Genomic DNA, 23,946 nt, shown 5'->3' on the forward strand with positions numbered 1-23,946 from the left:
GGCCTCACAGAGTGCCGAAGGCCGGTGCGTGACCATTGGCAGAACCATTTTCACGAAGCCTTACCAGGCGGGAGCCAGTCGTCCGTGTCGCGGTGGCGGCCGAGTCCGACTGCGGCGAACTCGTCGACGTGATTGCCCTTGGCGGCGCCGAGTCGCCGAAGCGCCTGAGAGATCGGCGTGCCGGTCGTCGGCGATGACTCCCCTTCGGCCAGGCGCAATGGTCCAAGGACTATCTTCCCTGCATCCCAGGTGAGAGCGTTCTGGGTCCCTACCCCGCCGAAGTAGTCGGCTTCGACGTAGGCCACCGGACCTGCCTTCGAGCACGCGCTGAGCAGGCGATCGAAGCCCGCTGGAGCCTTCCAGAACCCGTCGAGTTCGGGCGCTTCGGCGACCGTGACCGCATCGAACAACGCGTTGCTCATCGGCAAGAGCCAGAGGTGCTGGCTGAGAGGAACGATGCGCGCCTCTGTGGTGGAGCCGGCCAACTCGCGGAGCACGGATTCGGCGGCGATGACCGCCTGAAGGCAATACATCCCCTCATTCTCGCCTGGCCGCTGATCGCGGCGCGATGCCGGGTATGCCGAGGTCGACCGGCGCGACGCTGGCGAGCCGACGGGTCTGATCCCGCTTCTGGCGCAGGAAGGACAGGGTGAGGTCGATCCCTTCGATCTCACCGAGCCACCCCTCTGCTTCGGCCCGGGCCCGGCGGGCCAGAAGGTCGACTTCAATCTCGTCGAGGCGGGGCAGCATCTTCGGATTGATGTTGATCATGGGACATCTCAGACAGGCGTGCTCATGCTGGCAAGGTGTCGAGTAGCGGCGGGTGCACCCTCCCAGCTCGACTTTGCGCTGGTCGAAGTGCTCCTCGAAGCCGAGCCATTCGGGTTCGGTGACCGGCCGGTACTCGTCGGTTGGCCTGGCCTGGCGGCGCCGGTCGAGAAAACCCTGGCAGTGCCGGACGACGTCCTCGCTGAACACGGCGACGTAACCACGAGTCGTTTGAAGGTTCAAATGTCCGAGTGGGGCCGCTCCAATGTGGATCGGAAGCCCGCTGTTCAACAGCTCCGTGGCCAGGAGTCGGCGAAAATCGTGCGAGGTGAAGCTGGTCGCAAGGAAGCCAGGGTGTTGTTCGGCGAGCTCGGCGCAGTGACGCTTCAGCATGTTCACCACGGTGGTGTCCGACATGACCTCGTGCTTGGTACCGATCTTGCGTTGGAACAAGAACGGCATGGGCGCGCTGCTCTGACGTTCCTTCGGGTCGTAACGAGGCAACAGCGGGATGGTCTGGCCGCCGGTGGTGTGGCGACGGACGATGGCTGCGACGACGGCCAACAACTCGGCGAACATGGGGATGACGCGTTCTCAACGCCGCCGGCTTCCCACGCGAGAAGTCACTGCGGGCCTTCGACTACGACGCGAACCCCAACATCAACGCCGTGACCATCAACACCCTCGCCACCTGCGAATGGGTCCGCAAGGGCCACCCACTCTGCCTGATAGGCGACTCGGGCACGGGCAAGCCCCATCTGCTCATCGCGCTGGGCACCGAGGCCGCGATGAAGGGATACCGGGTCAAGTACGTCCTGGCGACCAAGCTGGTCAACGAGCTGGTCGAGGCGGCCGACGAGAAGCAGCCGGCCAAGACCATCGCCCGCTACGGACGCGTCGATCTTTTATGCATTGATGCACTCGGCTACATGGAACTCGACCGGCGAGGCGCCGAACTCCTCTTCCAGGTTCTGACGGAGCGTGAGGAAAAGAACTCTGTGGCGATCGCTTCGAACGAGTCGTTCGGCGGGTGGACGACGACGTTCACCGATCCCAGGCTCTGCGCCTCCAGAAGCCGCCGTAGCCACTTCCCGCCGCCGATCCACGCATGGTGGTAGTCGCAGAGCAGATCGGCCGCAGCATTGAGAACGAACCCGGCCACCGCAAGACGCTCGAATCGGTCACTCGTGTCGGCGAGATCATCCAGCGCGTCCGTCAGCCCATACCGCTTCGTTTCGACTGTCTGCGGTTCCAGCGCTGGCGGATCCTCACGGAGGTCCGCTTCGGCAAGGGCACGGGCACGCCCGGCCTCACCATCTGTATCGACGAGGACGAGACCGTTGGCCTACATGCTCTGCAAGACCGCACGACGTGCAGCAACTTCCGCAGCGAAGAGGTCCAAGAGACCGGCACGGGTATGGACGAAGAACTCCACGACACGACCCTCGAACCGGATCGTCTCGCCGCCGTCGCCGTCGCCGTCGCCGATGAGTATCGCAAGATCCAGGTCACTACTGGCAGTGGCTCGCCCGGCGGCCGTCGACCCGGCAAGAATCACGCTCAGCGCATCGGGGAAACGACCGCTGTGGCCCGGGATCGGTTCGACGGGGGCCAGGTCGTTTGCGTGGTCCTGATTTCCGTCGTCGACGCCGATGACGACGGTACCGCCAGCGGTGTCGGCCATGGCGGACACATCCTTGGCGAGCTCCTCCCTGCCCGCGTCGGTGCCCTTGTAGAAGTCCTTCTTCCAGTCGAGGTCGACACTCTCAGGGATGTGGTTCTCGACCGCACGCTGCAAGCCGGATCTCTCTTCGTGCGACCTGTACGACCGGCCCGTGCCGCGCACCCGGGGTGCGCGGCACGGCGAAACGATCAGAGGTCGATGTTCGGTCCCTGGGGGATGGAGTCGAGGACGAGGTCGTCCAGCATTCTGACCTTGCCCCCGTCGAAGGCGTACCTCTCCCAGGCACGGCCCGTGATCCCGCGCTTCTGGCCGTTGCTGATCAGCCAGATGGTGTCCGACGACGGGGCATCGGCCAGGATGGCGCCCGCGGACAAGGGGCCTCCGTCGGTGATGCTGGCGATGTCGATCACCTGTTCCACTCCGTTGTAGGAGTGGAACAGGTTGAGGTACGTGTTGCCGGGAATCCCCCGGCGCTTGCCGTCGATGACGACCCAGATGGTCATGCTGCCGACCGTCTTGAGGCGGTATCCGTTGAGTTCCGGCCGGTCGGCCACGGCGGCCTTCGTCGTACGGGCCGAGCCTTCCGCCGCGCTCAGTTCCGCGACCGTGCGCGCGCCGGACGGGGCGTCGGCGGCGCTCGCCGTGAACGCCGTTCCGAGAGCGAGCGGGAGGACGAGGGCAAGGCTGACGGCGCCGAGTGACGCGCGTCGACCGAGGGTGCTGGACATGGCTCCTCCAAGGAGTCGGGAGAGATGGTGGAGCTGCGGGGCGGGTGGTTGTCCGCCCGGCGGCGCCTCCTCAGGCTGCCAAAGCCCGAACAGCCTTCCCATCCCAGAAAGTTGGGGTGCTCCGCGTCGTCCAGCTCAACGATCGGCTCCGTGGCGAGCCTTACCACCACATGGACGACGGGGCCCGCCGGATCACCCCCGCCCGCTCATGCGCGGGCGCGAGGCGTGCGGATGCCCTCAGCTTGTCGCTAACGCCCGGTGCTGGCGGCTTCGAGTTCCCTCTGGGGTAGGTCTTGCTGTGCGGGGTGGTCTCAAAGGGTGCCGTTTCGGCGTGGTTTGGTCCCGGTCCTGTGGTGGGTGGCCTGTTCTTCGAGCCGGGCGGCCTGCCGGGACCAGGCCGGGACGGTTTCGGTGCGCCCGCTGGAGTACGCACACGGGCGGGGGTCAGCTTGTTCGGCTCGGCCGGCTTCTCCCACGGGCGCCGGAGATGTGTCACGAGCGGTCGGGCCAGCCGGAGCTGGGCGTGAACGGCGATCACGAGCCAGATACAACGGTCCGCCTCGGCCGAGTCACGCAGTCGCGGCCGGGTCCAGCCCAGGGTCTGCTTGAACAGACGGAAAGTGTGCTCCAGGCCGAAGCGCCGCTGGAAGGAAACTGCCAGCAGCGGTCCACGTCCGTCCCGGTGGCGCCGGTGCGCGACGATCACTTACTCACCGCGCCGGACGGCAACTTCTCCACCACCAGGCGGATGACGGTGCCCTCGTTGACGGGCAGCGGGCCGTCGTGGTCGAGCCAGGCTGCCCGGTGGGTCGGCCGCGGGCGCAGCCGATCCCATGCCTGCGCGGTGGCCTTGCCGTAGAGCCGCGTGTCCGTGGTGGTCACGGCCTGCTCGGCACCCCAGCTCGCGAGTTCGCCGGAGACGAACTCGCCGCCGTGCTTCGGCGGCCGACCACCCTGGGGGGGCCAGGAGGAACTCTTCGCATGAGGGTGTCGGCCGACGCATGACGCGGTCGGAGCGCAGGCAGCCGAGGATCTCGACGGGCAGCCGTCCAGGAGGTGGACGATGCGCGGGGCGTCGTATCCGGAGTCCAGCACGACCAGGATGTCCGGTCACCCGTCTTCCACTGACCCGCGGCGACATCCGCCCGGGGGTGAAGGCGGACCGCGTCCACCACCGCGGTCCAGGAAGTGCGGCCCGTCTCCAGTGCGGCCACAACCGAATACGGCCAGCCGGGCACCATCTGGTGCTTGCCCCGGCCGAACGTGTGGCAGAACGACCGGTCAGCGCTGGTACTGGCGTCCGGCCGCCGCCAGGGCGAGACATCCGCGGCCAGCACCAGCCGGGTCGACCAGCGTCCTCACCGGTCCGTCCGAACACAGCAGGGCATCACGCAACTCGAACAGCGCGTCGCCCCGCGCGGTCATCGACGCATACAACTCCGACCGGAAGTCGGACACTTCCGCGAACGCATCCCGCAGGACACCCCGATGCACGAAACTCACCATCACGGTGTCCCGTCTCTCCCACTGTTCTCGCTGTCTCAGGTGACCTTGTTGGATTCGCGTCTGGTCTCAGGTGACGTTGTCGCAGTTGGCCCGGGCGGAGTTTGATTCGCACGCGATGTTGTCGCTCAGTCGGGTTCGCCCCAGCTCTGCGCTAGCGGGGGGCTCCCGCTACTGGCCGTCGAGTCGACTTGTTCGTCGTGTAGGCGCCGGTCCCCCGGCGCAAGACCCGGCAGGTCCACGTCCAGCACCGTGCCCAGGGCAGGTGATCCGATAACGCTGCTGCGGGGACGGGGTTTGTGACGGACCTTGTGAGCCATCGCCGCATTTCAGAGGCGCTCCCGCGCCGTTCTGCCACCGGCAGAACACCGGCCCCACCGGGCTCGGCGATCACTACAGTCCGGGCTCATGACGACGATTACAACGCGCACGGTCGAGTACCCGGCCGACGGCCTGACGATGATCGGGCACCTCGCGCTCCCGGCCGGCGCCGGCCGCCGGCCCGCGGTTCTGGTCGGGCCCGAGGGGATGGGGCTCAGCGACGTCGAGCGCCGCCGGGTCGATGCGCTCGCCGAACTGGGATACGTAGCGCTGGCCTTCGACGTCCACGGCGGGCGCTATTTGGGCGACCCGGACGAGATGCTGGCCCGTTGCCTGCCGCTGCTCGCCGACCCCGACCGGATGCGAGGCATCGGCCACGCGGCGCTCGACGTGTTGCGCGCCGAACCGCGGACCGACCCCGAGCGGATCGCCGCCGTCGGCTACGGCACCGGCGGCGCCATCGGGCTGGAACTCGGGCGCGACGGCGTCAACCTACGCGCGATCGGCACAGTCAACGCACTGACCACGGGCCGACCGGGCGAGACGGCGCGCATCCGCTGCCCAGTGTGGGCCGGGGTCGGGTCGGAAGACCCGATCATGCCGCCCGCGCAACGGGACGCGTTCACCGCCGAGATGCAGGCCGCGGGCGTCGACTGGCGCCTCGCGGTCTACGGCGGCGCCTTGCACGCCTTCCACCACCCGCCAGTCGACCACCCCGTGGTTCCCGGCGTCGGCTACCACCCACAGCACGCGCAACGCGCCTGGCACGACGTCATCGCCCTGCTCACCGAGTGCCTGCCCATAACGGAGTGACAGGGAAGTCGGTCGGAGATCTGGGAACGCGGGCAGCCGACAACATCTCTTGAGACGAAAGCGCCGATCTGATCCCCGGCGACAACATCTCTTGAGACCGGCCGCCGGGCCGGTCTCACCACTGATTGCATCTGCCCACGTCAGGGACTGCCCACCGGCAATGATCAATTGAGACGGAACACACGGCCTTCGCGCTGATCCGCTCTGTGACGGAGGACAGGATCAGACGAAGGCCGCCTACGCGTCCGGCGAACAGCGAAACGCGCTGACCAAGTTCGAGCGGTGTGCCGGACCCTGCCCTTCCGTCGAACCGTTGCCCGGGTGAGCGACAAGCAGCCCTGCACCGAGTACCGCACCGGAAAGCCCGACAGCCCCGGCTACACCCCCGGGTAGAAGGCGGACGAGGCCCGTCCGTTCGGCGAAGTCCTGGCGCTGTCCACCACCGTCCCCACACACCCGTTCTGGCGGACCCTGGAGGCCTGCACCACGGTCGACGCCCGGATGGCGCTCAAGCACATCCACATCCACATCCACGACCAGGGCCCGGCGCTCGTCGACACCGGTACGGACGACCGGTCGCCCCACAGCGTCTGACCGCGATCCGTCCGGCAGGTGCCGCGGTCGGTGGCCTGACCCATACCGACCGCAGGTCCGGGTGCTGTCCCGCTCGTGGTGCGAGCTCGGCCGGGCGGAGCGAGGATCAGGTGTACGGGCGGCGGTTCAGCCGCCGCGTTCTCCCTACTGGCGGCCTGGCCGCCGTCCGGCCACGGAGGGTCGTATGCCTGCTGCCATCTGGTCCGGTGCCATCAGCTTCGGCCTGGTCACGATCCCGATCCGCCTCCTGGCCGCGACGGAGGACCACAGCATCCGCTTCCGCAGGATCCACCTGGAGGACATGGGCCGGATCCGCAACCGCACCTTCTGCGAGATCGACGGCGGGGAAGTCACCTCGGCCGAGATCGGCAAAGGCTACGAAGCGGCCAAGGACAACGTCATCCCGATCAGCGACGACGAGCTGGCCGACATGCCCCTGCCCACCGCGAAAGCCATCGACGTCGTCGCCTTCGTCGACCGCGACAGCATCGATCCCATCCGCCTCGGCCAGACCTACTACCTCCAAGCGGCCGGCGAGGTCGCGGCAAAGCCCTACACGCTCCTGCGGAAAGCCCTGGAACGGTCCTCGAAGGCGGCCGTCGCGAAGTACGCGCTCCGCGGCAGGGAACGCCTCGGGTTGTTGTCGATCAAGGACAACGCGATGGTGCTGCACCAGATGCACTGGCCCGACGAAATCCGCGATCCTTCCGAGCTGGCACCGCGCGCCGTGGAACTGGACGAAGGCGAGATCGAGGGTGCGCTGGCCCTGATGGACACCATGGCCCTCGATGGCGTGTCCGGCTTCCGCGACACGTACATGGACGCCCTGGAGGAACTGATCGAAGCGAAGGCCGAGGGCAAGGCGCCGCCGCAGCCGGCGGGCGAGGAGAAGAAGAGCGGCCGGGTCGTGGACCTGATGTCCGCGCTGGAGCAATCCGTGCAGCAGGCCCGCGAGTCCCGCGGCGACAGCGGCGAGAGCGGCGAGGATGCCACCGTGCACGCGATGCCGACCCGCAAGAAGACCACCGCGAAAACGGCGAAGAAGGCCCCGGCCAAGAAGACGGCATCGAAGAAGACGTCCGGCCGCAAGCCCCGCACGGCGTAGCCGGTTGTCGGCGGCTCCGTGTTCCCTACGACACGAGAATCACGTCCAACTCGCGTGATGTGCCGGACAGTGTGGTCAGGCGAGCGTCTTGTTGACGGCAGTGAAGATCTGCTCGAAGCGGGTCAGAGTCGTCTCGGAGAGTGCTGACAGAAAGACGTCTCGCCTCCGGAGCAGGGTGTCGGCGGGTCGACCGTGCTCGGTGTCGCCGGGGGAGAAGGGGTCCTCGATGTCGCTGTCCTTGACGCCATCGGTGAAGGTTTCGGTGAGCAGGAGCCTCTTCGGGGCCAGGGGCCGGAGACACCCGTGGCCCCGGTTCCGCTGTCCGGAGTGCGGGGATACCTGCTACCCCAGCGGCATCCGCGTAGAGCGTTGAGGAACATCGGCGTCAGAGCGTGCGCTGTGCCGGTTCTCGTCCGGATGTTCTTTGAGCCAACACGTTCAACGCGGAGCCGGGCTGACTGGAGCGCTCACCATCGGTTCGCTCGGCACGCTGTTCACCATCGTGTCCGGGATGGTGATCTGGTCGGTCGGCGCGTCCAGCCAGCGACCGCCTCAGGGGCATCGGGCCGATCACCGGTCAGGTGGACGGGAGTGGGGTCAGAGCAGGCCGACGGTCTTCCAGGCTTTGGTGACGGCGTCCAGTTCGTTCCCGGTGCCGTAGAGGTCTTCGGCGATGGTCGTGGTCAGCTTGGCGAAGTCGGCGAAGCTGGCCTTCACGGAGAGCTTGCCGCCGGTGGCGGCGTCGTACCAGATCCGGCCGGCCCTCTCCCAGGCGTTGCCGCCGATGGCGGTGGCGGCGAGGTGGAAGGCACGGTTGGGGATTCCCGAGTTGACATGCACGCCACCGTTGTCCCGCTGGAGGGACATCTCGTGGTAGTCGTCCATGTGAGCCAGCTGGGGGTCCTTGCCGAGATTGGGGTCGTCGTAGGCCGTGCCGGGTGCGGCCAGCGAGCGCAGGGCCTTGGCCTTGGCGCCCGGGGGCAGCATTCCGGCGCCAAGGAGCCAGTCGGCCTGGTCGGCGCTCTGGCCGAGCGAGTACTGCTTGACGAGGGAGGCGAAGACGTCGGCGACGGACTCGGAGAGCGCCCCGGGCTCGTTGGCGTACAGGAGCTGAGGATTCAGGATCTGCCTGGCCAGGCCGGCCGCAACGACGTCGAGGATGCTGTGCGGGCGCAGCCGGAAGTGCTCACCGTCGCCGTCGCCGAGAACGAACCGCTCACCGTCCCAGAACGCGTTCGCGAACTTCTCGCGGTAGTGGACGGTCACCCGCAGCGGACCGCCTTCGCCGTCGAGGGAGTTCCTGCCGTACGCGGCGAGGAAGAAGTCGAAGGTGGCGCCGAGCGCGTCGTAGACGCTGTTGACCAGCTCGTCCGTGCTCGCGTCCTCGCCCTCGGAGCGCACCGGGGAGCCCGGGAGGCTGTCCTTGTTCCCGGCGTCGCAGATCTCGCGGCGGGGCGTGGGGGTGTCTTCTCTTTCCATGCGATCAGTGTGGACATCGGCCGCCCCGAATATTCCACTTTCTGCGATTTGTGGTCGCGTGTCCTGTGTTCCCGTGGCAGGGCCTGGGGGTGACGTCCCATCGGCTGAAGCAACGGACAGCAGCGCGTTCCCGCACTTGCAGTTCTGGGGAACCGCGCCGGCCCGGACGGCAACGGCGGCCCTGCGCGACATTCCGCGGGTTCTCCCGAGCACTGGCGAACCGCGGTGGTGCTCGGCTTGTCAGGGCCCGCCGGCCGGGACGGCTGGGCACTGTGACGGTCACCAGGATCCCGGTCCGGCGCTCCCCGTCGTGCCGAGGGCCCAGCCAAACCGGGCCACCGCACCGTTGGACACCATCTGAGGAAGACTCATGAGCGCACGACGCGCGACCGATACCCTCCTCACCGCGATCTTCGCGGTGAGCCTGTTCACGGCGCCAGCCCAGGCCCAGCCCGCCGCGCCGCCGGCCAACGCCCAACGTGCCGACGCCAACGAGGAAGAAGAAGGGGGCAGTGGCTCGAGTGCCACCCCCACGGAGCCCGTCCTGGCGCCCCGCGACTGACCACAAGACGACCCGTGCGCCCTCACGACTGTCACGCCCCTCGCGGCCGGGACGGCGGGGCGGCGCCTGCCCTTCTTCGCCTTGGCCTCGGCGGCGCGCGGCCCGTCGTACGTCAGCTCGTGCTGGAGGTCGTGCTGGAGGTCGTACCGGAGTTCGCCGGCGGCGGCGAGGGAAGACAGACAGCGGTCCATACAAGCTATGGCAGGGTTCCTGAGCTGCTCGGCAACAGTTGAAGGTCCGCCTCAGATTCAGCAGCCCGGACGTCGACCCTGGCGGCCCGGATCACGGCCTGTCAAAACTTCTGACAGCAATACCGGTTTCCTGGTCCGCGCCTGCGCGATCTCCAAGCAGGTACACGCACCGAGGAGACCGGGGTCCGCGTCGGCGGCATGTCGTCGAGGACCGGCGGCAGCGGCGTGCTCGCCCGCCGTCGACCTCCGGATCCCAGGTGCTGTCGTGCTCCGGCGCCAAGCCGGCCAGCAGTTGGGCGTACTCGGCGGTCGAGCCGGGCCAGGGATCGACGCCGATCATCTGCCACTGCTGCCCGCGGGGCCCAGGCACAGGCTGCCCGTCGGGTCCGGTCACGTAGTTCTCGCGCGGCGCATCGACCCGGCGGCCGCTCCGCACCGTCCTCGCTGACGGTGACGTGCGCCTCGGGCCCTTGCTTCGCCAGCCGCACGACCTGGGTCCCGACGGGGCAACTGGCGCAGCACCTCCGGACGGCCGAACTGGGCATCACCGCCCTCCTGGGTGGCGCACGACCCGGTCCGGGTCGTCGGACGGTACGCCGCCCAGAGTGCGGCGGCGGAGGACCGCGCCTGTTCCCGGCTGCGCGGGCCGGTGGTCGCCGGCACGGCGCCCAGCCTGTCCGGCAGTTCCCCTGGCGTTCTCGGAAGAGATCGTCGGCAAGGCACTCAAGGGCCGCGAGGGCGTATTCCTCGCGACCAAGTTCTTCATGCCGATGAGCCGGGACGATCCCGGCCGGCGCGGCGGATCACGGCGCTGGATCATCCGCGAGTCGAGCAACTCCCTGCGCCGGCTGGGCACCACGGTCCCGGGCAGCCGTCAGCGGGCGAGGAGTCTGCGGGCGGCTTCCTTGATGGAGACTCTCAGGCGTTCGCGGTCCGTGTCCTCCGCACCGGTGAGGATGCGCCGCATCTGTGGCACGACGACGGCCCAGTTGGTGAGGGCGACCAGCAGGAAGAGCAGGTCCCCAGGTGGGAGGGCATCCGTGATGACGCCCCGGGCCTGGCCGTCCGCGAGCCCCGCGACCTTGCCCGCGTAGTAGTCCCGGCGGGCCGCCTCGTCCGGCAGCTCGGCGCTGCCGTACTCGACGCCCTCCCAGAAGAGCAGGCGCAGCATTTCGGGGTGGGCCGCGTGGTAGTCGAGGAGCCGGTCGACCCAGCCGTCGATATCGTCCGGATCGACGGGGACGGCCGCGGCCAGGTCGACCATGGACCTGCCCAGGACCTGGGCGAAAAGTTCCGCCTTGTTGCCGAAGTACGCGTAGATCAGCTGCTTGTTGGCCTTGGCCTCGGCGGCGATGCGGTCGATGCGGGCGCCCGCGATGCCGTGCCGGGCGAACTCGGCCACCGCCGCGTCGAAGATGCGGGCCCTGGTGGCCTCAGGGTCCCTCACTGATGCCATGGGGTCAGCATAGCCGGGCAAGTAACCAACTATTTGGTTGACAGGAATTCCACGTGCGGAGCACACTGCCAAGCAGTAACCAACCAGGTGGTTACTACTTGGTCTCTCCTCCCCCGCTCCAAGGAGTGCCTGCGCTCATGCAACCAGCGAACCCGCCCCAAGAGGTGGACGGGCCCCGGGCCACCGGCCGCGAGCACGCGTCCACCGTGCCCCGCTCAGGCGGGCCCCTGCTCGTCCTCATCACCGCCTGCACCGCGGTCACCGCCGCCAACATCTACCTTGCCGCCCCGCTCCTCCCCCTCATCGCCGCCGGCTTCGACACCACCGCTTCCGACACGGCCTGGATCGCGTCGGTCGCCCAGTTCGGCTACGCCGCCGGACTGCTCGTCTTCGCCCCGCTCGGGGACCGCGTCGACCGGCGGCGGCTGGTCGCCGGGCTCTCGTTGGTCACCATGGCCGCGCTGACCGTAGCCGCGATGGCACCCGGTCCCCTCGCGCTGGCCGCCGCCGTTCTGGTCGCCTGCGCCGCCACCGTCGTGCCGCAGCTGCTCGTCCCGCTGGTCGCCGCGCGCGCACCGGCCGACCGGCGCGCCCGCCATGTCGGGGCGGTCACGGCCGGACTGTTCATCGGGATCGTGGCGGCCCGGGTCCTCGGCGGACTGATCGGGCAGTTCTACGGCTGGCGGGCGGTCTTCCTCGGTGCGGCCCTGCTGACGGTGGTCGTCGGCGTGGCGACGGCGTACGCCCTGCCCCGGGAGGATCGCTCCCGCCGCGGCCCCCTGTTCGCGGGGCTGGCCTCGCTGCCATCCGTCGTGCGCGGTTCCCCCGACCTTTGGCGCGCCTGTGTTCGGCAGGCAGGGATGTACGGCGCCTGGAGCGCTCTGTGGACCTCGCTGGCCCTGCTGCTGACCGGCCCGGGATACGACTTGTCGACCGCCACCGCCGGCCTTTTCGGCCTGTTCGGGCTCTCGGCGGCCGCGGTCGCCCCCCTCGCGGGCGGACTCGTGGACCGCTTCGGAGCCGGCGTGGTCGTCCGCTCCGCGTATCTTCTCGCGGCCGTCTGCGTTCCGCTGTTCTGGCTCGGCGGGCACTCACTGGCCGCGCTCTTCGCGGGCGCCGTCCTGGTCCATGCCGCCCTGGTCGCGTCCAATGTCGCCAACCAGACCCTCGCCCTCACCACCACCACCGTCCCCGCGACCGCCAACACCGCCTGTGCGGTGGCGAGTTTCGGGGGCGGCGCCCTCGCCTCCGCTCTGGTCGGCCCGGTCTATGACTCCTGGGGCTGGAACGGGGTGTGCGCGGTGGCGGGAGCATGGCTGGTGCTGGGATGGCTGGCGGCCGCGATCCCGGCGCGGCGCAGGGAGCCCGTACGCCCCTGAGGAAGGTCCGTCCCCGGGCGGAATCGGGGCCCCGCGATTCATGCCCTCCAGGCCGGGCGGCGGACGGGACGTCCGAGCGGAGGCGTGAGGTTGTAGCGGTCGACGACATCGCCGAGCCAGTCGGGGTGGCCGTAGATCAGGCCGTACTTCTCGGCGAGTTCGGCGAACGCGCCGCGGTCGCCGAAGTTGTGTTCGAAACCGCCGGGACCGATGATCTCGATGATGCGGCCAGGGGTTGGCCCCGCGTTCGACATGGCGTGCGTCTCGCCACGGGGTTTGAGGATGCAACCGCCGGGCCCGAGTACGGTTTCCGCGTCGTCCGAGCGGCAGCCGATCCCGCCCTCCAGGACAATCGAGTATCCGTCCTCACGGCTGTGCGTGTGAGGCGGGGCGATGAACCCGCATCCCGCATCCCGCATCGAAAGGGGTGCTCGACGGTGGAGACGGCGCCGCTGGTGGTGGCACTCCATCGCTTGAACTCGGCTCCGAAGCCCGGGAAATGAACCTTCTGGCCCCCGCCGGGACACACGACGGTCAGCGGTGGAATGGCGGTGGTATCCATAGGGCCCTCTCCGGGCCATGCGGCCGGCCTGTGGCCGACACGGAGACAGGGGGATCCGCTCACGCGGTGAAGGGCGGCCTCACGGCGTGTCAGATCCGCAGCCGCGGCCCAGGAGTTGGCGTCCCCGCGGCGAAAGCGATCCTACTGTCGCGACGAGGCCGCCCGTCGGCGAGCGTTGCCGAGCGAGGCCGATCGAACGCGCGCCGGCGGCAGGCGCCGACAGCAGCTCTCACTCCCGGTGTCACCGCTCCTTTGGATGACGGGTACGAGAGGGTGGGCGGACCGGTCCGGCCCCCAGTGCAGGGTGCAGCGTCCCGGGGTACCGGCCCCTCGCGGAGCGCTCCGCCACCGGATGGCGGACCTACCGGGACGCCGCCGCCGTCGACACCGACATCGCGGACGACCGGCAGCAACTCCAGCTGATCCGGCGCGACGCCTTCCACGACGTCATGGCACACCTGCCCCCCTGAGCCCTCCACTCGCACCTCACACGGAGCCAGGCAGCCGACACCGCCTGGGTGATCGCGAGCCCCGAAACGTACGAACTGCTCGTCCGCCGGGCCGGCATGACACATGACGAACTTCAGGAGTGGGTCAGGACCACACTCTCCTCAGCTCTCCTCAGCTCTCCTCCACGACCCACGGTGACAGGTCGGCAGCGTGCCGCCCTGCCTCCCGAAGGCGGCAGGTCAGCCGCTCCGACCGTCCTACAAGGCAACGCGACGTCGGGGAATGCCGCTTCACCCGCTTGAAACGGTTCGGACCGGCGGCCTCGGTCGCCTCTTCGACGACCGGGGCCGCCGGCGCCGCCGGACACAACGGTGTTGGAGGGGTGAGGGAGAGGGGAGCGGGTCAGAGATCGAGGAGCAGTCGCTCGGACTTGGCTCGACTGACACAGATCATCATCGTGCGGTCCCGTCCCTGCTCGTTCGTACCGAGTACCTCGTCCCGGTGGTCGGGAGTCCCGCTGAGGACACGCGTCTCGCAACTCCCGCAGTATCCCTCCTCACAGGAGAAGGGAACATCGGGCCGGACCTCCCGAACGGCGTCCAGGATCGTCCGGTCGGCCGGAACGGTGATCGTCGTTCCGGTCCGGGCGAGTTCGACCTCGACGGGACGGTCACCGTCGGTCCGCGCGGGCGACGACTCCGGGTCGGCGGCGAATCTCTCGACGCGAACGACGAGCCCGTTTCCCGTTGTCTCCGAGGCCGTTACGACATCGGAGATCAGTGAGGCCGGGCCGCAGCAGTAGACAGCCGTGCCCGCGGGCAGCCGGCTGATCAGAGCCTGTACGGCCGGGCGGCCCCGCTGGTCGGTCTCGACGACGGTGACGCGCCCGGCGTCGATGTCCCGGAGTGCGTCGACGAAGGGCATGTTGTGCCGACGTCCGCAGTACAGGACCCGCCAGCTCTGTCCGGCGCGTTCCAGCGCTCGTGCCATGGCGAGGATCGGGGTGATTCCGATACCACCGGCGATGAGGAAGTGCTGTTCCGAGCGGGCCAGCGAGAAGTGGTTGCGCGGACCTCGGACCGCCAGCTCTTTTCCCACCAGGGGGACGGTGTGTACTTCATGGGAGCCGCCACGTCCCGCGGGCTCGTGCTGGACGGCGATCGTGTAACTGGCCCTGTCCTGGTCATCGCCGCACAGGGAGTACTGCCGAATCGTTCCCGAGGGCAGGACCAGGTCGAGATGGGCTCCGGCCTCCCACGGAGGGAGCGTTCCTCCGGCCGGGTCGACCAGGGTCAGTGTGACCACATTGGACGACTCGGAACGTATCTGCTTGACCAGAAGTGTTCCCGGGTGGCCGGGGTCTGACGTGTCTTCGGGCATGTGCTGTGCTACCTCTGTTTTCCGAGCACCTGTGCGCCGGCGTCTCAGAAGAGATCGACGTACTCGTTGTGCTCCCAGTCGGTGACCGAGGCGTTGAACCGGGCCAGCTCGTGACGTTTGATGCCGAGGTAGTACTCGACGAACTGCTTTCCGAAGGCCTGGGTGAATTCGGTGTCGTCAGCGAGGGCCTGCAGGGCTTCGGCGAGCGTGGCCGGCAGTCGCGGCGCCTCCGTCTCGTACGGCTCGTCGGCCGCGGGGCCCAACTCCCACCGCTCCTCGACACCGTTGAGACCGGCGGTCAACTGGGAGGCCATATAGAGATAGGGGTTGGCGGTGGGCTCTCCGACCCGGTTCTCCACATGGGTCGATCCGTCCGCGTCCGAACCTGTCACCCTGAGCATCGCCGCACGATTGTCCCTGGCCCACAACACCCGGTCCGGTGCCATGGAGTAGGACTGGAACCGCTTGTATCCATTGATCGTGGGGACGGCGAAGGCCGAGGCCGCTCGGGCGTGACGCAGCTGCCCGGCGAGGTACTGGCGTCCCACCTCGGACAGGACGACGCCGGGATCACCGGAGACGAAGGCGTTCTCGCCGTCGAGTGCGCCGGTGTGCAGGAGTGACTGGTGAAGATGCCAGCCGCTGGAGAAGACGCGCGGAATCTTCGGCCGGCACATGAAGGTGACGTGATAGCCGTGCCGGCGGGCAATCTGCTTCAGGGCGCTGCGCATCAGCATCACCGTGTCGGCGGCGCGCACGCCGACCTCGGGGTTGAGGGTCACTTCCAGCTGGTTGGGGCCGAATTCGACCTCGAAGGTGCGTACCGGGATGCCGAGGCGCCGCAGATGCTCACAGAAGACCGAGACGATCGGCTCCATGGCATCGATCCGGTCCTCGGAGAGCAACTGATAGCCCGCGTTGACGGGCCCGATCTCCGGTGTGCGGGCACCCGATTCGTCATGGACCACATCGCCGGGGAGCACGCGGAAGAGATGGAATTCGAGCTCCGCGCCGGTCAGGACCTCGTAGCCGTGATCGGCCGCGCGCCGGACCGCCCGCCGCATCAGGCCCCGGCTGCACAAGGGGACGGGCTGTCCGTTGGTGAAGTAGAGGTCGCACAGCAGCCACCCCGTCCTCTCCGCCCAGTCCAGCACATGGAATGTACTGGGGTCCGGGACCATCACCATGTCGCCGGCACCCGCCATCTCGGCGATGCCGACGCCGCCGTCGGTCGAGAAGGCCGGGTAGACAGTGGTTCCGGAGGTGTCCTTGGACAGCAGGGTGGACACCACGGTCAGACCGCCGCGCAGCACGGCTGCCAGTTCGCCGGCCACGACGGTCTTGCCGCGCAGCAGCCCGTGCTGGTCCGCGAAGACGACGCGGACGGCCCGCAGGTCCTCGTTCTCGATTCTCCTGACGATCTCGGCCGCGGCCTCGAGTTGTTCGCCGGAGTACAGCTGATGCCGTTCGATGAATCCCATGGTGTACCTCAACTCGACGTGCTCGGCAGCGGCGGGAGCAGATCGTCGTCCGGTTCCGGCGGGGAAAGACGCACACCGGCGGGGCCACTGGTCCGGGCGGCCTCGGAGTCCTGAGCCCACGGGCTGCCGCGGCGCAGGGAGTCGATGGCCTCGGTCCAGAAGGACTCCCACTCTCCTGTCGGTCCGATCCCGTCGAGCGGGATCGGACCGAGGCTCTCCACGTCCGCGGTGTCCTTCAGCAGCAGTTCGGGGCTCTTGCCCTCGGCGACGGCGTCGATGGCGGCGAGCAGCATCCGACGGTAGGTCACGATGGACTTGTCCGAGCGGCTCAGGTGCTCACGGGTACGGTCGTGAATGTGGCCCTGGCCCTCGACGGCCATCTGGTCGTGCACATTGATGTCGTGGCCCAGTCCGGTGTAGGTGGTGGTTCGCTGCTCCTCGGGGTCGAAAATGTACTGGTTGGACCGGTTCCTGACTGGCTTGTAGTCCGGCAGGGTGATGCCGTCCAGGCGCTGCTCGCGCATCTTCTCGCGGTCCACGGGTTCATCGAGGCTGGTGAACATCGCGTACCAGTAGCTGGAGGTGTCGTCGACGGGGACGTGCCACTGGGTGATCGCCATGGTGGCGCTGAGCGGGATGGTGATGCCGTGCGGGAACACCTGATGAGTGATGCGCACATGGGTGGCGTTGCCGTCGTGCCCCTCACCGTCGATGTGGCGGAGCGCGACGATGCGCTGTCCGTATTCGGTACGGGCGTTGATGATCTCCGGGCGGCCGTACTCCCGGAGGATCTTCGTCATGGGCAGGTCGGTACCGAGGGACACATTGCGGAACTGCTTGCCGTAGGCGTCGCCGGAGTCGTCGTCCTCCTCGAACCGGTGCAGGTAGGAGGCGTGGGCGGGGTCGATCCCGACTTCGAGCGCCTGGAGCCAGTTGCAGTCGAGGAAGCCTTTGAACGCGAAGGTGTACTCGTCGGGGGCCAGGAAGCAGTCCAGCGCCGGCAGGGACGGCGGCTCCCCCGGACCGAGGTAGCCCCACACGATGCCGTTGCGTTCCCTCACCGGATACGCCGTGATCCGCACCCGGGACGCCAGCTGGCTGCCCACCGGCTCCGCCGGAGTCTCCAGACAGCCGCCGGCGCCGTCGAACAGCCAGCCGTGGAAGTAGCAGCGGAGACCGCCGTCCTCCAGCCGGCCCAGCGACAAGTCCGCGCGCCGGTGCGGGCAGCGCCGCTCGACCAGGCCCAGGGATCCGTTCTCGTCGCGGAACAGGACCAGGTCCTCCCCGAGCAGCTTGACCACGACGACCGGACGCGGCCCGGCCAGTTCCTCCGTCAACGCGACGGGTTGCCAGTACAGCCGCATCCAGTCCCCGGCTCGGGTGCCGGGACCGGTGCGGGTCATCTTTTCGTTCTCTTCTGCTAGCATCTGAACCCCGGGGTGTTCGATTGTCGCACGAAAGTTCATTCTTTTGACGTGTGAGGCGGACACTACGACTGGAGGAGGGATTGGCGCAATGGGTCGATTGGATGCCGCGCATGCCGAGGCCCGGCAGCAGCGGAAACTGGCAGGGGCGAACCCCGCGGACTTCTCCGAGGCCCTTGGGCGAGGGCTCGCCGTCCTTGCGGCCTTCGGGGCGGAACGCCGGCGCCTGACGCAGGCGGACCTGGCGCGTGAGCTCGGCCTGCCACGGGCCACCGTCCGGCGCGTGGTGGTCACCTTGGAGCACCTTGGTTATCTGCTGGCCGACGGTCGGTCCTACACGCTGAGCCCGCGCATCCTCCGCCTCGCCGAGGGGTATTTGCGGTCGAACGTCATCAGCACGATCGTGCAGCCGACCTGTGACCGTATCTGCGATGAACTCACGGTCTCCTGTTCCGTGGCCGTCCTCGACGGTCCGGACGCTGTCATGATCGCCCGCGCCGTGCCGCAGCGACTGCTCCCCGTCGGCAGCGGGGTCGGGTTCCGTGTACCGGCGCGGCGCTCCTCATTGGGCAAGGTACTGCTCGCCCATCCCGACACCCCCGATGAAGACCGCACCGGCCACGACAACGCCACGGCTGCCGATGGGGCAGTCGACGATGAAGTGCTGAGGGAGATCCGGGACACCGGCTACTGCTATGTCGTGAACGATGTGGAGGTGGGGTTCCACTCGATCGCCGTTCCGATCAGACGCTGGGACGGCCGCGTCATCGCCGCGCTCAACGCCGGTTCGGCCCTGGAGCAGCTCTCGGCCGAGGAGATGCGCGGAAGGGTGCTGGAGGCGCTCCGGCGGAACGCCGAAGAACTCCGCAGCCAACTCCTCTAAGGGGTGGCCCGTCATCCCCGGTGGATCGGCGCGCGGCGTCAGACGCGGTGCGTCGCAAGGCGGAGGGCCGCCCTCGTACCGGGCGTATCCGGGCGATCCGGCAACACGGCGAGGTGCCGTAGCTGCCGTCGTGCGCCCGCCGGGGACTACGGGGCAGCGCTGAGGTATTCGTGAGATTCCCCAGCCTCTCGCACCCCATGTCCCCGGCGCCGGGGGCTCCGGCAAGGAGCAGCTCACCCCCGTAGCGGGATCGTCTCCAGCAACAGCTCCGCCGACGCCCGGGCCGTCTCGTCGACCCGGGCGTCGGCGCGGCGGAAGATGTCCTGCGCCGCGGCGGCAGGCCAGTCGGCCGGCAGATGCTGGACGGGAAGACGCGGGTCGGCGTGGACGATGTGAAGCCACTCCGTCTGCAGACGCAGTTTGAGGGCGAGCGCGTCGAGATCGGATCCGGACGTCGCGGCACCCTGTCCCTCCGCGAAGGCAAGCCAGCGGTGCCGGAAGGCCCGGTATCCAGAGGCCGGGGTGTCGAGGTCCCAGGTGTTGTGGATCACACGGGCGACATCGGTGACCGGGTCGGCGGTGGACCGGAAGGCCGTGACATGGGGGCTCAGTGCCGGGTCCCCGGTGATGCGTGTGACGTCCACGTCCCCCGGCGCGATCCACAACCCACCGATCAGCGGCCCGAATCCGGACCAGGTGAGTTGCGAGCGCAGGTCGTGGCGGCGGCCTTGGCTGCTTTCCGGCAAGGAGAACGCGAGCAGCGTCCAGGTTCCGTCCCAGGTGTCATTGACGGCTCCCTGCTTGAGCAGCCGCCGCTCCCCGTCACGCAGGACGGCCGTTGCGCGGTCGGTGAGGCCGAAGTACATCCTCCGCCCCGCGCGCTGACGCCGCAGCAGACCGCGGTCCACCATTCGGCTCAGCGTCGAACGCGTGGCACGTTCACCCACGCCGGTGCGTTCGAAGACCTTGATGATGCTGCCGGAGTAGATGCAGACATCACCGTCGAGTGCGAAGTTGCCGAGGAAGTTGAGCATGAGCGACTGGGGTTTGAGTGTCGCCTCGGACGCCGTGTCCGGTTCCGTCCTGCCGCGCAGGCCGCCATCCGCCGACCCGTCTGTGCCATCCGCCGACCCGTCTGTGCCATCCACGAACGCGGTGTCTTCCATGTACGCCTCCTGATCACGTCGCCCTCAAGGTTAATGTTACGCATTTTATTGACGTCCATCACAGAGATGCATAACCTAATTCCTGATAGCACGGAGAGGCGAGCACTCTTCGGTGCCCCGCAGCGGCTTCTCGTCCGACCGCCGCCTCCCCTTCCCTTCCTCCTCCAGGAGTCTCCTCATGAACCTTTCCGGCAGGGTCGCTGTCGTCACCGGCAGCGGACGCGGTCTCGGTCTCGCCTACGCCCGGGCGCTGGCCGCCGCAGGCGCCGCGGTGGTGGTGAACGACGTGGACGCCGACGCGGCCGAGGCGGCCGTCGGGCAAATCCGCGACGAAGGCGGCCGCGCCGTCGCCGAGGTCGTCGCCGTCGGCACCAGCGAGGCAGCGGACGCCCTGGTGAACCGGGCCGTGTCCCAGTTCGGTCGGCTCGATGTGATGGTCACCAACGCGGGCATCCTGCGTGACCGAGTGCTGTGGAAGATGTCCGAGGACGCCTTCGACGCGGTCCAGCACGTCCACCTGCGCGGCACCTTCACCTGCGCGCGCGCCGCCGCGATCCGGATGCGCGAGCAGGGCGACGGCGGTCGCCTCATCCTCACCGGGTCCCCGGCCGGCCAGCGCGGCAACTTCGGTCAGACCAACTACGCGGCCGCGAAGGCGGGCATCGCCGCGATGGCCCGCACCTGGGCCTTGGAACTGGCCAAGGCGGGCATCACGGCCAACGCGGTGATCCCGACCGCGGCCACCGAGATGACCAAGACCATCCCGGCGTTCACGCCGCATGTCGAAGCGCACGAGGCGAACGGCACACCCTTCCCGGCCGACCTGCGCAAGGGCGCGGCCTTCGGCACCGCCGAGGACTGTGCCGGCCTGGTCGTCTTCCTCGCCTCCGACGCGGCCAAGGACGTCACCGGCCAATGCGTCGGCATAGGCGGCGACAAGCTCTCTCTGTGGTCGCACCCGCGGGAGATCTCGGCCGCGTTCGCCGACGGGGGCTGGACGGCCGACGCGATCGCGGACGTCTGGCCGACTTCGGTGGGCCAGCTCACCGAGACCTACGGCATCCCCGCCCCGCAGCTGTGAGGAGGACCGTCTGATGACCGGCATTGACATCAACGCGATCACCGCGATCGACGTGCACACACACGCCGAGGTCTCCTCGCGCGGCCAGGACTCTCTGTCCGCGGAGTTGATGCAGGCTTCCAGCCAGTACTTCAACGTCGACGCCGCCCATAGGACCCCGACCCTGCCCGAGATCGCCACGTACTACCGCGAGCGGGCGATGGCGTGCGTCGTCTTCAGCGTGGACGCGGAGGCCACGACCGGAGTCCCTGCCCCGCCCAACGAGGAGATCGCCGAAGTCGCGGCGGACAACCCCGATGTCCTGATCCCCTTCGCTTCCATCGACCCGGCAAGGGGGCGACCGGGAGTGCGGGAAGTGCGGCGCCTGGTAAGGGACTTCGGGGTGCGGGGCTTCAAGTTCCACCCGAGTCTCCAGGCGTTCTACCCGAACGACCGTGTCGCGTACGGGCTGTACGAGGCGATCGAGGAGGCCGGTGCCGTGGCCGTCTTCCACACCGGGCAGACCGGCATCGGCGCGGGCGCGCCGGGCGGTGGCGGCATCCGGCTGAAGTACTCCAACCCCCTGTACATCGATGATGTGGCGGCCGACTTCCCGGGCATGCCCATCATCATGGCCCATCCGTCCTTCCCCTGGCAGGACGAGGCCCTGTCCGTGGCCACGCACAAACCGCAGGTCTACATCGACCTGTCCGGCTGGTCCCCGAAGTACTTCCCACCGCAACTGGTCAAGTACGCCAACACCCTGCTCAAGGACAAGGTCCTCTTCGGCACGGACTACCCGCTTCTCACCCCCGAGCGCTGGCTGAAGGACTTCGCCGCCCTTCCCATCAAGGACGAGGTCCGGCCCAAGATCCTCAAGGAGAACGCGGCCCGGCTGTTCGGTTTCCTCAAGGACTGACCGCCCCTCGCGGTTCCCGCTCCGCCCACGGACACCAAGGAGCTCCCTCATGCGTGACCACGGCATCGGTTCGTGGACCCGACGACGGGCCCGCAAGAACCCCCACCGCGTCGCCATTGTCCACCCGGAAGCCAGGTACACCTACGCACAGTTGCACGACCGCGTCACTCGCCTCGCCCACCACCTGCGTTCCCTCGGCATCCGCCGCGGTGACCGGGTGGCGTTCCTCGGCCCGAACCACCCCGCGTTTCTGGAGACCATGTTCGCGGCGTTCCGCCTGGGCGCCGTGTTCGTCCCGCTCAACATCCGCCTCGCCGGGCCGGAGCTGCGGCACTGCCTCGAGGATTCCGGCGCCTCAATCCTCGTTCACACGCCCGCCTTTGGGGCGGTCGCACGCGACTGCGGGGCCGGAGGACGGCTCATCGCCGTCGACGCGACCTACGAGGCGGCGCTGACAGGGGCCGAGAACAGCGAGATCGACGAGCACGTCGCCCGCGACGACATCGCGATGATCATGTACACCTCGGGGACGACGGGACGGGCGAAGGGCGCCGTCCTCACCCATGCCAACATCACCTGGAACTGCGTCAATGTCCTTGTCGACACGGACCTCGCCTCCGATGAGGTGAGCCTGCTGTCCGCGCCGTTGTTTCACACGGCGGCCCTCAATGTGACATGCCTACCGCCTTTCCTCAAAGGCGCCACCCTCGTCCTGGAGGAGGCGTTCTCCCCCTCCCGCACCCTCCATCTGGTCGAGGAGCACGGCGTCACCGTCATGTTCGGCGTGCCGGCGATGTTCCAGCAGATCGCTTCCGACGAGCGGTTCGGCGTGGCCGACCTCACCTCTGTTCGGTTCCTGATCTGCGGGGGCGCCCCGGTGCCGCCCGCGCTCATCCGCACCTACGAGCAGCGGGGCCTGTGCTTCCTCCAGGGCTACGGCATGACCGAGTCCTCTCCCGGCGTGTGTCTGCTGGACGCGGAACACGCCTCGGCCAAGGCGGGCAGCGCGGGCCTCCCGGAATTCTTCAACGACGTGCGCGTCGTGGCCTCCTCCGGAGCGGAGTCGGAACCCGGCGAACGGGGCGAGCTGCTGGTCGAGGGCCCCACTGTCGTCTCCGGCTACTGGGGCCTGCCCGACGCCACCGAGGCGTCCTTCTCGAACGGCTGGTTCCACTCCGGCGATGTGGCCGTCCGCGATGACGACGGCTACCTCACCATCGTCGACCGCCTCAAAGACATGATCATCTCGGGTGGGGAGAACATCTACCCGACCGAGGTGGAGAATCTGCTGTTCGAGCACCCGGCGGTCGAGGACTGCGCCGTGATCGGCGTGCCCGACCAGACGTGGGGCGAGGTCGCGCGTGCCGTTGTCGTCCGTGCACCGGGCGCCGAGGCTTCCGCCGAGGACATCCTCGCCTTCCTCACCGGGCGGCTCGCCGGCTACAAGATCCCCAAAACGGTCGTCTTCACCGACGAACTGCCGCGCAACGGCGCCGGGAAGCTGCTCAAGCCCCGCGTCCGCGCGACTCATGGAACTCTCACGACTTCTGGAGCCCACTCATGACCGCCCTTCGCACCGTTGCCTCATTCGACGCGATCAAGGCCCTCGCGGGAGCCAACCTCGGCCGCACCGACTGGCTGGAGGTCACCCAGGAACGGGTGAACACCTTCGCCGACGCCACCGACGACCACCAGTGGATCCACGTCGAGCCCGAGCGCGCGGCGCGGGGGCCCTTCGGGGCACCGATCGCCCACGGCTACCTCACGCTCTCCCTGATCATTCCGCTCTTCGGCGATCTGCTCGCGATCAACGGAATCTCGGTGAGCGTCAACTACGGCCTGGACAAAGTCCGCTTCCCCAGCCCGGTGAGGGTCGGCGCGAAGATCCGGCTGCACGGCGTGGTCGGCTCCCTCGTGGAGGTCAAGGGGAACGGCATCGAGATGCGGGTGTCCTTCACGGTCGAGGTGGAGGGCTCGACAAAGCCGGCCTGCATCGCCTCCGCGATCTACCGCTACTACGCGTAACGGCGATCCCGTT

22 protein-coding genes and 3 pseudogenes are annotated in these 23,946 nt (G+C 68.5%); 12 read left to right on the forward strand and 13 right to left on the reverse strand.

Translation table 11 applies throughout. The features are described 5' to 3' along the window. Positions 1-50 precede the first annotated feature (50 nt). Together P3L51_RS11680 and P3L51_RS11685 are read right to left on the reverse strand one after the other, a co-directional pair. On the reverse strand, positions 51-533 hold the full coding sequence (locus P3L51_RS11680; protein ID WP_354605064.1) for a hypothetical protein: 483 nt from the start codon (positions 531-533) through the stop codon (positions 51-53). 4 nt (positions 534-537) lie between these two features. Beyond that, positions 538-1,347 (reverse strand): tyrosine-type recombinase/integrase, encoded by an 810-nt coding sequence (locus tag P3L51_RS11685; RefSeq protein ID WP_354605065.1) that lies wholly within the window; start codon positions 1,345-1,347, stop codon positions 538-540. An 8-nt stretch (positions 1,348-1,355) separates the two neighbouring features. Here P3L51_RS11685 and P3L51_RS11690 point away from each other — a divergent pair. After that, positions 1,356-1,838, forward strand: a pseudogene (locus tag P3L51_RS11690) (ATP-binding protein); the annotation flags it as partial. Positions 1,839-2,113: 275 nt separating this feature from the next. Here P3L51_RS11690 and P3L51_RS11695 read toward each other — a convergent pair. The 4 genes from P3L51_RS11695 to P3L51_RS35980 all read right to left on the reverse strand — a co-directional run bounded on the left by P3L51_RS11695 (position 2,114) and on the right by P3L51_RS35980 (position 4,686). After that, complete coding sequence (locus P3L51_RS11695) at positions 2,114-2,566, reverse strand: RNA-binding domain-containing protein (RefSeq protein WP_354605066.1); 453 nt, start codon at positions 2,564-2,566, stop codon at positions 2,114-2,116. A 74-nt stretch (positions 2,567-2,640) separates the two neighbouring features. After that, positions 2,641-3,180: a hypothetical protein gene (locus P3L51_RS11700; RefSeq protein ID WP_354605067.1), complete on the reverse strand. Its 540-nt coding sequence runs from the start codon at positions 3,178-3,180 to the stop codon at positions 2,641-2,643. Positions 3,181-3,882: 702 nt separating this feature from the next. Continuing rightward, entirely contained in the window at positions 3,883-4,275 is a 393-nt protein-coding gene (locus P3L51_RS35975) for a hypothetical protein (RefSeq protein ID WP_435594430.1), read from the reverse strand. A gap of 186 nt (positions 4,276-4,461) precedes the next feature. Beyond that, positions 4,462-4,686: a hypothetical protein gene (locus P3L51_RS35980; protein WP_435594431.1), complete on the reverse strand. Its 225-nt coding sequence runs from the start codon at positions 4,684-4,686 to the stop codon at positions 4,462-4,464. Between the two features lie 405 nt (positions 4,687-5,091). On the opposite strand from P3L51_RS35980, the gene P3L51_RS11710 reads away from it, so the two are divergent. The 3 genes and pseudogenes from P3L51_RS11710 to ku all read left to right on the forward strand — a co-directional run bounded on the left by P3L51_RS11710 (position 5,092) and on the right by ku (position 7,516). After that, entirely contained in the window at positions 5,092-5,817 is a 726-nt protein-coding gene (locus P3L51_RS11710) for a dienelactone hydrolase family protein (protein WP_354605068.1), read from the forward strand. A gap of 411 nt (positions 5,818-6,228) precedes the next feature. Beyond that, positions 6,229-6,411 (forward strand): annotated as a pseudogene (locus tag P3L51_RS36100) (DUF8825 domain-containing protein); the annotation flags it as partial. Between the two features lie 184 nt (positions 6,412-6,595). Beyond that, positions 6,596-7,516 carry a non-homologous end joining protein Ku gene (gene ku, locus P3L51_RS11715; RefSeq protein WP_354605069.1) on the forward strand — a complete coding sequence of 307 codons (921 nt, stop codon included), beginning with the start codon at positions 6,596-6,598 and terminating at the stop codon, positions 7,514-7,516. 597 nt (positions 7,517-8,113) lie between these two features. Here the strand turns inward: ku and P3L51_RS11720 are convergent. Next, positions 8,114-8,995 (reverse strand): M4 family metallopeptidase, encoded by an 882-nt coding sequence (locus P3L51_RS11720; protein ID WP_354605070.1) that lies wholly within the window; start codon positions 8,993-8,995, stop codon positions 8,114-8,116. Positions 8,996-9,365: 370 nt separating this feature from the next. Between P3L51_RS11720 and P3L51_RS11725 the strand changes: the two genes are divergently transcribed. Together P3L51_RS11725 and P3L51_RS11730 are read left to right on the forward strand one after the other, a co-directional pair. Further along, a complete protein-coding gene (locus tag P3L51_RS11725) occupies positions 9,366-9,557 on the forward strand; it encodes a hypothetical protein (protein ID WP_354605071.1) in 192 nt (63 codons plus the stop codon). Positions 9,558-10,446: 889 nt separating this feature from the next. Then, a pseudogene (locus tag P3L51_RS11730) lies at positions 10,447-10,605 on the forward strand (aldo/keto reductase); the annotation flags it as partial. 17 nt (positions 10,606-10,622) lie between these two features. Here the strand turns inward: P3L51_RS11730 and P3L51_RS11735 are convergent. Next, complete coding sequence (locus P3L51_RS11735) at positions 10,623-11,204, reverse strand: TetR/AcrR family transcriptional regulator (protein ID WP_354605072.1); 582 nt, start codon at positions 11,202-11,204, stop codon at positions 10,623-10,625. 137 nt (positions 11,205-11,341) lie between these two features. On the opposite strand from P3L51_RS11735, the gene P3L51_RS11740 reads away from it, so the two are divergent. Continuing rightward, positions 11,342-12,583 carry an MFS transporter gene (locus tag P3L51_RS11740; protein WP_354605073.1) on the forward strand — a complete coding sequence of 414 codons (1,242 nt, stop codon included), beginning with the start codon at positions 11,342-11,344 and terminating at the stop codon, positions 12,581-12,583. 38 nt (positions 12,584-12,621) lie between these two features. Here the strand turns inward: P3L51_RS11740 and P3L51_RS11745 are convergent, their stop codons facing one another. The 4 genes from P3L51_RS11745 to P3L51_RS11760 form a co-directional block, all read right to left on the reverse strand. After that, positions 12,622-13,002, reverse strand: coding sequence for a cupin domain-containing protein (locus P3L51_RS11745; RefSeq protein WP_354605074.1), 381 nt, complete (start codon positions 13,000-13,002; stop codon positions 12,622-12,624). 995 nt (positions 13,003-13,997) lie between these two features. Next, positions 13,998-14,975 carry a PDR/VanB family oxidoreductase gene (locus tag P3L51_RS11750; RefSeq protein WP_354605075.1) on the reverse strand — a complete coding sequence of 326 codons (978 nt, stop codon included), beginning with the start codon at positions 14,973-14,975 and terminating at the stop codon, positions 13,998-14,000. A gap of 44 nt (positions 14,976-15,019) precedes the next feature. Then, the gene (locus tag P3L51_RS11755; protein ID WP_354605076.1) at positions 15,020-16,456 is read right to left on the reverse strand and encodes a glutamine synthetase family protein; all 1,437 of its coding nucleotides are present in this window, start codon (positions 16,454-16,456) and stop codon (positions 15,020-15,022) included. A gap of 8 nt (positions 16,457-16,464) precedes the next feature. Continuing rightward, positions 16,465-17,859, reverse strand: a complete 1,395-nt coding sequence (locus P3L51_RS11760; RefSeq protein ID WP_354605077.1) for a Rieske 2Fe-2S domain-containing protein — start codon at positions 17,857-17,859, stop codon at positions 16,465-16,467. Positions 17,860-17,971: 112 nt separating this feature from the next. On the opposite strand from P3L51_RS11760, the gene P3L51_RS11765 reads away from it, so the two are divergent. Then, the gene (locus tag P3L51_RS11765) at positions 17,972-18,763 is read left to right on the forward strand and encodes an IclR family transcriptional regulator domain-containing protein (protein ID WP_354605078.1); all 792 of its coding nucleotides are present in this window, start codon (positions 17,972-17,974) and stop codon (positions 18,761-18,763) included. A 233-nt stretch (positions 18,764-18,996) separates the two neighbouring features. Here P3L51_RS11765 and P3L51_RS11770 read toward each other — a convergent pair whose 3' ends face one another. Beyond that, positions 18,997-19,929, reverse strand: coding sequence for a PaaX family transcriptional regulator (locus tag P3L51_RS11770; protein WP_354605079.1), 933 nt, complete (start codon positions 19,927-19,929; stop codon positions 18,997-18,999). Between the two features lie 178 nt (positions 19,930-20,107). Between P3L51_RS11770 and P3L51_RS11775 the strand changes: the two genes are divergently transcribed. The 4 genes from P3L51_RS11775 to P3L51_RS11790 are packed head-to-tail and all read left to right on the forward strand — an operon-like array spanning position 20,108 to position 23,933. Next, entirely contained in the window at positions 20,108-21,010 is a 903-nt protein-coding gene (locus P3L51_RS11775) for an SDR family NAD(P)-dependent oxidoreductase (protein WP_354605080.1), read from the forward strand. Between the two features lie 13 nt (positions 21,011-21,023). Next, entirely contained in the window at positions 21,024-21,908 is an 885-nt protein-coding gene (locus P3L51_RS11780) for an amidohydrolase family protein (RefSeq protein WP_354605081.1), read from the forward strand. 49 nt (positions 21,909-21,957) lie between these two features. Continuing rightward, positions 21,958-23,472 (forward strand): acyl-CoA synthetase, encoded by a 1,515-nt coding sequence (locus P3L51_RS11785; RefSeq protein WP_354605082.1) that lies wholly within the window; start codon positions 21,958-21,960, stop codon positions 23,470-23,472. Then, positions 23,469-23,933, forward strand: a complete 465-nt coding sequence (locus P3L51_RS11790; RefSeq protein WP_354605083.1) for a MaoC family dehydratase — start codon at positions 23,469-23,471, stop codon at positions 23,931-23,933. Before P3L51_RS11785 ends, P3L51_RS11790 begins: the two co-directional genes overlap by 4 nt. Positions 23,934-23,946: the final 13 nt, after the last annotated feature.

Origin of the sequence: Streptomyces panacea (assembly GCF_040560175.1) — a bacterium.
Taxonomy (GTDB): domain Bacteria; phylum Actinomycetota; class Actinomycetes; order Streptomycetales; family Streptomycetaceae; genus Streptomyces; species Streptomyces panacea.